The sequence below is a fragment of the Sphingobium sp. L-44 genome (assembly GCF_056859495.1).
On record NZ_JBSXOQ010000010.1, the window covers coordinates 1 to 3,052 of the forward strand.

2 protein-coding genes and 1 pseudogene are annotated in these 3,052 nt (G+C 53.1%); 2 read left to right on the forward strand and 1 reads right to left on the reverse strand.

Going from position 1 to position 3,052, the window contains the following annotated elements; all coding sequences use genetic code 11:
* Positions 1 to 178 precede the first annotated feature (178 nt).
* Both AC13EK_RS00230 and AC13EK_RS00235 read left to right on the forward strand, forming a co-directional pair.
* A complete protein-coding gene (locus AC13EK_RS00230) occupies positions 179 to 1,546 on the forward strand; it encodes a hypothetical protein (protein WP_069335501.1) in 1,368 nt (455 codons plus the stop codon).
* On the forward strand, positions 1,543 to 2,742 hold the full coding sequence (locus AC13EK_RS00235) for a hypothetical protein (RefSeq protein WP_483021947.1): 1,200 nt from the start codon (positions 1,543 to 1,545) through the stop codon (positions 2,740 to 2,742). The genes AC13EK_RS00230 and AC13EK_RS00235 overlap by 4 nt, the downstream gene beginning before the upstream one ends.
* Here AC13EK_RS00235 and AC13EK_RS00240 read toward each other — a convergent pair.
* Positions 2,716 to 3,052, reverse strand: a pseudogene (locus AC13EK_RS00240) (transposase); the annotation flags it as partial. The gene AC13EK_RS00235 and the pseudogene AC13EK_RS00240 overlap by 27 nt on opposite strands.

Consider the following 3,052-nt stretch of genomic DNA (forward strand, 5'->3'; position numbering starts at 1 on the left):
ACCACGCTCAGATGGCAGTAATGTGCCGATGATCCCCCACTCGTCCTCCGTCAGCCCAATACGCTCGCCCAACGCCACCTCCAAAAGGCAGCCTTGAATCAACGCCCGATCCTGCTGTCAACCTTTGTCCACGAAACCTAGAAGATTCCCCGGGCATCCGAACAGGGCCCATTCGAAAATGCTGATCCGCAAGATCGAATACCTTGAGGCCGCCGTTCTGGGAGAGCAAGCCCTACAACTCGGAGATGAAGCTTCGACAGCTAAATTTCTGGAAGAGTGGGAAGATCCGCGCCTTGGACTCGGGAAACTCGTGCACAAACGGACGATCACGACCCATGCTAGATATGGTGGTTTGGTACAATGGGCAGTCTCTCTTTTTGCTGCATTCCAAATCTCAAGGCGGCGGCAGTTAGGCAGCGTTGCTCCGTCGCCGACGCCCATTGAGAACCGCAAGAGCATTGAAAAGCTTGTAGCGTCTTTTGTCCCCACCACTCACCAGCTGACGAGCTTCCTGTTTAAGCTGGCCCTCATGTGCGACATAGACTTGGGTTCATTGAAAGAGCTGGATCGTGAATGCCTGAGGAACTCAGAAGGTGGTACGATAGATATATTCTACAGAAAGAACAGAAATTCTAAGAAACTCCTATCACGCACTGTCAAGGATGGAAGCTTGGAAACCCCGGGCGGATTGATCAGAGCTGTTTTGGAGATAACAGATCTAGCAAGCCAAATACTTTCGAAGCACGGACATCAAGATGCAAGAAAATTATGGCTGGGTGTTTTCAGAGGTTCTGGAGTACACGCTTGCGATTTTTTCGATACTAAGAGCCATCCTTGGGTAGCGTTTTGTGATCGCAACAAAATTACCAATGATAATGGCGACGTTCTAGATGCGATCCAGCCATCAAGATTCCGTAAGACAGTCAAAGCGGTAAAATATTTGAGAAGTGGCGGCGATGTCAACGCTATCGCTGACGACAATAGTAAAAACGTTGCCCGGGACCACTATGCAAATCTTCCAGCGCTTGCTGAGATGCACGACGAAGCTGTCGCCAGTGCTTTTAGGCGCGCTTTGTCGGATTGTGACCATCGCGTTCTGCCAGATCTATCGAATAGGGAATCGGAGGCTGAACAGCTAAGTCAAGCAACAGGCTTCAGCGTGGCCACCTGTCTCGCTGTCATTGATGGTGAAGAGGATGTCTGGCTAGCCGGCTGCTTGGACTTCTCTGCAAGTCCATATGGCGCCAAGGGAGAGGATTGCCCTACGCCATTCACCGAGTGCTTGCACTGCCCCAACAGCGTATTCACCGCCCGCAAGCTCCCCAATCTATTGCGCTTTAAAGGTATTTTATCCGATCGGCGAACTGAGGTCGGCGACGAAGAGTGGGCAGCGCTCTATGCGGAGGATTGGTATCGCTTGACCAAACAGATACTTCCCAGGTTTAGCGAGGCGCAGATTTCTGGAGCTTCGAAGATTATTCAAGGAGACAGTCTCGACGACGACCCTGAACTATTCATTCCGGCGGTGATTGGACTTTCGGCATGACTGATGGCGTGACAGAGGTGGCTGCGGCGAAGCTAGGTCTCAAAATCGATCCGTCTCTTCCCGTCATCCCGAAAAACTATCTGGACCCAGGGGAGCCTGCCGATCAGCTCAGCATCAAGGGTGACAAAGAGTGGGATCTTACTCCAGGAATCGCGAGGACAAATGTTCCAACCCATGACCGGAAAGTGAGATTCGAGGACTATCCTATTGAATATGCTGAATTAATATGGGCCTATTCATGGTTATGCATGAATTTTGATCATAGTTGCGTGGCGACTAATCTCGCCGCAGTTCCGCCGGCTAGAGTTCGCCGAGAGGCGAAGCGACTGTTGAGATACCTTCGTTTTATGAAGAACAGGGGCGTTGGCCTCGCTAACATCAGGGATTCAGATAACGACGCGTGGATGGCTCTCTTTCGGGGCCAATCGCACCCCAGCAGAGTGAGGGCCTCCTCAGTTCCGAAGCGCCTTCACATATATCGGGATTATCTCGACGTAGATATGCCTGCAGAGGGGCCTTGGAGAGATCGCGAAGCGAACGAAGTGCTTGGCAAAAGAGAGCAGACCTTCGTTAACACGACAAACCGCGTGCCGCGATCGATCATGGATCCGATGCTCAGATGGGCCCTGCTTTATGTCGATGTCGCTTTCGAAGATGTTTTGCGTATTGCCCGAGGAGATCGAGCATCTGTTATCCGTCCAACGACAGGCTGCGCCTGCATCCCCGGTACAAATGTCAGTTGGCGTTCGGACAAACATAGAGATCGCTTTCGGTATGAGCAGATACATCTATTTGTGACAGCAGCTTACATAGTCACTGCCTACTTATCCGGGATGAGGGATTGCGAAGTGCAGGCGATCAGGCGCGGTTCTGCGCGAGTGAAGCGGGATGAAGAGGGCAATCCGTATCGGCATTCGATTGTCTCGATGGCCTTTAAGCGTCAGCACGTCAGAGGCGTGATCGAGGAGTGGGTGGTTTTACCAGAGGTGCATCGCGCTTTAGAACGCGTCGAGAAAATATCCGACTTGATGCGGGAGTTAGAGCCACGGTTCTTCGAATGGCCGGACTCGGACCTGCTTTTTCGAAGGTACTCTAACGTTCGGACGAGTGTTGCGGGGTCACGTCCGTCAATGTGGTGTAATTTCGGTGCTGGCCATCGGGCTGCATTTTCAGGCGGCCTTGGGTGTAATCTGTAGCGGCTGAACCTCCTCGCTTATGGGTGTGGCAAGGGGGGCCATGCCCTCGATCTGCATCTAGCCGTGCTGGAGCTGGTATTCATGGTTCTGCTCGAGCAGGACGGCACCGCCGAGGCGGATGATGCTGTCCTCGTTGGGGAAGATGCCGACAACATGGGCGCGGCGCTTGACTTCCTTGTTCAGGCGTTCCAGCGGGTTGGTGCTGTGAAGCTTGACCCGGTGCTGCTCGGGGAAGCACATGTAGGCGAGCACGACGTGCTCGGTATCGTCCATGCAGGCGCCGAGCTTGGGCCATCTGGCGCGCAATTGA

Bases quoted from the DNA above. Each gene is read 5' to 3' on its own strand.
- AC13EK_RS00230 (WP_069335501.1), top strand. From the start codon at position 179: ATGCTGATCCGCAAGATCGAATACCTTGAGGCCGCCGTTCTGGGAGAG.
- AC13EK_RS00235 (WP_483021947.1), top strand. From the start codon at position 1,543: ATGACTGATGGCGTGACAGAGGTGGCTGCGGCGAAGCTAGGTCTCAAA.